Origin of the sequence: Corallococcus sp. AB018 (assembly GCF_003986945.1) — a bacterium.
GTDB lineage: Bacteria > Myxococcota > Myxococcia > Myxococcales > Myxococcaceae > Corallococcus > Corallococcus exiguus.
This window is the reverse complement of the sequence record NZ_RAWR01000411.1, coordinates 1-2,684: the sequence shown is the minus strand read 5'-3', so window position 1 is coordinate 2,684 and position 2,684 is coordinate 1. Positions and strand designations below refer to the sequence as shown.

Below are 2,684 nucleotides of genomic sequence, written 5' to 3'. Positions count from 1 at the left end.
GGGTTGGGAGTGCGCCCCCGGACCGCGACGCCTCGTGAGGCTAGTGGCGGCCGCCGCCGCGCTCGCAGCGGTCGGGCAGGCTCAGCTCCGCGCCGTCGAGCGTGCCGTCGCCGCACTCCGGACCGAAGGTGAGCACGTGGCTGGCGCCGTCCGCGGTGGTGCGCGTGAGCGTGCCGCTCGTGGGCCAGGGGCACACCTCGCGCGACGGCCGGACGATGCCCGCCAACGTCACGGTGCCCTGCGAACCATCCAGCGCGGTCTCCGTGTACGCGCCGTCGATGGTGCGCACCGGCGGCGTGTCCGTGGAGAACGCGACGGACAGCGAGCCCTCCAGCCGCACCGACTGCACCACCGTGCCAGCGGCATCCGTGCGCGTGCGGGTCACGTCCGCCTGCGTGCTCTTGCGCTGGGGCGGAGCGCCGTCCACCAGCTCCGCCGTGGAGGCGGTGGTGCCCTTCACGGTGGAGACCTCGCCGTCGGAGTTGGTGCCTGAGACCTCGAAGGTGACGGTCTGGCTTTGCGTCACCGCGCCCGTGCAGTCCTCGGCAGCTTCGTACGCGTTCACGATGTCCACCGTGCCGCTGGTAGGGCCGCCGGGGCCCTTGCCGCCCGGCTTTCCGCCGCCATTTCCACCGTCGAAGGACTGGCCACGCACCTGCGAGCCCTCGCCGCCCTGCGGGGGAGGAGGCTGATCACCACCGCCCGGAGGCTGGCCGCCACCACCGCCACCACCGGGAGGCTGGCCGCCGCCACGGCCGGGACCCTCGGGGCGCGTGGGGGGCGCGCAGTCGGTCCACTCCAGGTGCACGGTGGCGGGCAGCGTCTTGCCACACACCTCCACGGTGGTGATGTCGGGGCTCTCGTCACAGTGAAAGCCTTCAATGGCCTGGGGGCGCAGCTTGTCCAGGCCGTGCAGGAGGCTGGACACCTCCACCGCGTCACTCGAGTCCGACGTGGCCTCCACCGCCTGGGACACATCCGACGTGGCGTCCGTGGTCGAGCTCTGCGACCCGCCGCCGCAACCGACCGTCATGGTGCCCACCACCAGCGCGACTGCTCCCAGCCACTGACTGCCCCTGTTCCAGTGCCTCATGAGTGCGTGCTCCCTTGTCATCCGGTGCCCGGCCGCTGTCCGTCCGCCCCCATGAGACGAAATGAATTTCCGCCGTGTTCCCGGCGGGGATTTTCCCGCGGCTTTTTGAGCGTGCACCGGGGCCGGATAGAGTGCCGCCGACCGTGAACGACGAGCTGCGCGCACTCATCCTCGAAGCCCAGGACGGCAGCGTGCGTGCCTTTGAGATGCTCGTGTCCTCGCACCTGCCGCGCGTGCGCCGCTTCGCGCGGGCCTTCGCCGCGTCGGACTCGGACGTGGATGACCTGGCGCAGGAAGCGCTGGTGAAGGTCTACAAGAACCTGCGCTCGTTCCGCTTCCAGTCCGCGTTCCAGACGTGGCTCTATTCGGTGGTGCGCAACGCGTTCTATGACGCCACCCGCAGCCGCGCCGGCCGCGAGCGCTCCCGCGAGGAACCGCTGGAGCAGGAGCACACGAAGGCGGCGTCGGACGCCGAGTCCGCGGATGAAGGAATGATGCGAGCCCAGGAGCGGGACCGGCTGTGGCGGGCGCTCCGGGGGCTGCCGCCGGAGTTCCGCACGGCGGTGGTGCTCTTCGACGTGGAGGGCCACAGCTATGAAGAGGTGGCGGACATCGAAGGGGTGCCCGTGGGCACCGTGAAGTCGCGCCTGTCGCGGGGCCGGGCGCACCTGAAGGCCCTGCTGGCGGGGGGCCAGGGCCCCGCCGGCCCGGAAGATGACGCGCCGGTGGGAACATCCGGGCAGGACATTTCGTCGCATGCTGCGAGGAGCAGGAAATGAGTGAGCCCGAGGACAGGGAGGACCGCGCGCTGCGCGAGCGTCTGGCGGCGCTGCGGGACGACGCGCCCGGGCCCGACTTCCAGGCCCTGCTCCACCGGCGGCTCGTGGAGGCCGGTCCTCCCACACCGGCGTCGGGGTGGGATGCGGTGCGGGACTTCTGGCGCCGCCGAGCGCCGGTGCTGTGGCCGGCGGTGGGCATCGCCATGGGCGTGGCCACCTTCCTGGTGCTGGGCGCGGTGCGAGGCACGCCTGGAGTCCCGGAGACGGAAGCCCCGGGGATGGCGGAGCTTGAGCGGCCCGGCACGCAGGTGCCGGTGAGCAAGGTGGCGGTCATCAAGTTGGACTTCACGGCGGACGTGGCCGTGGAGCAGGCGGACTTCCAGGTGAGCCTGCCGGAGGGGCTGTCCTTCTGGGCGGACGGAGAGGAATTGCCGCTGCGCTCCTACCAGTGGACGCAGCCCCTGAGCGCGGGCAGCAACGTGATTCCCATCGCGGTGCGAGGCCAGCGGCCGGGGCGTTATCTGGTGACGGCGCTGGCGCGTGCGGGCGACCAGCGCATCGAGCACGACGTGGTGCTGGAGGTCACGGGCGGATGAAGATGGGGTTCTCGACACCGGCGCTCACCGTCCTCCTGTGGCTGGGAGGAGGGGTCGCGCACGCCCAGCAGACACCGGCCCCGCCGCCAACGGAGGCCGCGAGGCCGCCCGAGGCCCCCGTACCGCCCCCACCGTCCGGAGCGCAGCAGGCGCACGTGCGCAGTTCGCACACGGTGGACGTCATCGCGCCGGGAGAACAGGTGGACACCATCCTGG

At 71.9% G+C, this 2,684-nt stretch carries 3 protein-coding genes and 1 pseudogene; 3 read left to right on the top strand and 1 reads right to left on the bottom strand.

Annotated features, from left to right (window positions below):
* Nucleotides 1-40: 40 nt before the first annotated feature.
* Nucleotides 41-1,093: a hypothetical protein gene (locus D7Y11_RS42245; protein WP_126936490.1), complete on the bottom strand. Its 1,053-nt coding sequence runs from the start codon at nucleotides 1,091-1,093 to the stop codon at nucleotides 41-43.
* A gap of 143 nt (nucleotides 1,094-1,236) precedes the next feature.
* On the opposite strand from D7Y11_RS42245, the gene D7Y11_RS42240 reads away from it, so the two are divergent.
* From D7Y11_RS42240 to D7Y11_RS42230, 3 genes and pseudogenes are all read left to right on the top strand, one after another.
* Nucleotides 1,237-1,872, top strand: coding sequence for an RNA polymerase sigma factor (locus D7Y11_RS42240; protein ID WP_126936489.1), 636 nt, complete (start codon nucleotides 1,237-1,239; stop codon nucleotides 1,870-1,872).
* Nucleotides 1,869-2,468 carry a hypothetical protein gene (locus D7Y11_RS42235; RefSeq protein ID WP_120596638.1) on the top strand — a complete coding sequence of 200 codons (600 nt, stop codon included), beginning with the start codon at nucleotides 1,869-1,871 and terminating at the stop codon, nucleotides 2,466-2,468. The genes D7Y11_RS42240 and D7Y11_RS42235 overlap by 4 nt, the downstream gene beginning before the upstream one ends.
* Nucleotides 2,465-2,684: pseudogene (locus D7Y11_RS42230) on the top strand (hypothetical protein); the annotation flags it as partial. The gene D7Y11_RS42235 and the pseudogene D7Y11_RS42230, both read left to right, overlap by 4 nt.